This window comes from Caballeronia sp. AZ7_KS35 (genome assembly GCF_023631045.1).
Classification (GTDB): domain Bacteria; phylum Pseudomonadota; class Gammaproteobacteria; order Burkholderiales; family Burkholderiaceae; genus Caballeronia; species Caballeronia zhejiangensis.
In genome coordinates this window covers 1-266 of sequence record NZ_JALQDV010000107.1, presented here as the reverse complement: position 1 = coordinate 266, position 266 = coordinate 1, and the positions used below count along the sequence as shown (strand labels likewise).

General features: G+C 60.9%; 1 protein-coding gene. It reads left to right on the top strand.

Annotation, left to right across the window (positions count from 1 at the left end):
- Positions 1 to 266, top strand: a 266-nt coding sequence (locus tag NCT05_RS36700) for an aldehyde dehydrogenase family protein (protein ID WP_250504806.1), incomplete at both ends; no start/stop codon positions are given.

Genomic DNA, 266 nt, shown 5'->3' with positions numbered 1-266 from the left:
ATGCCGCCGTAGCCGCCGCGAAAGCCGCTTTCCCCGAATGGAGTGAAACCGCGCCGATCAAGCGTGCGCGCGTGCTCTTCAAGTTCAAGCAACTGCTCGACGAACATCACGACGAACTCGCCGAGATCATTACGCGCGAGCACGGCAAGGTGTTCAGCGACGCCAAGGGCGAAGTGATGCGCGGCATCGAGATCGTCGAGTTCGCGTGCGGCATTCCCAATCTGCTCAAGACCGACTTCACGGATCAGATCGGCGGCGGTATCGAC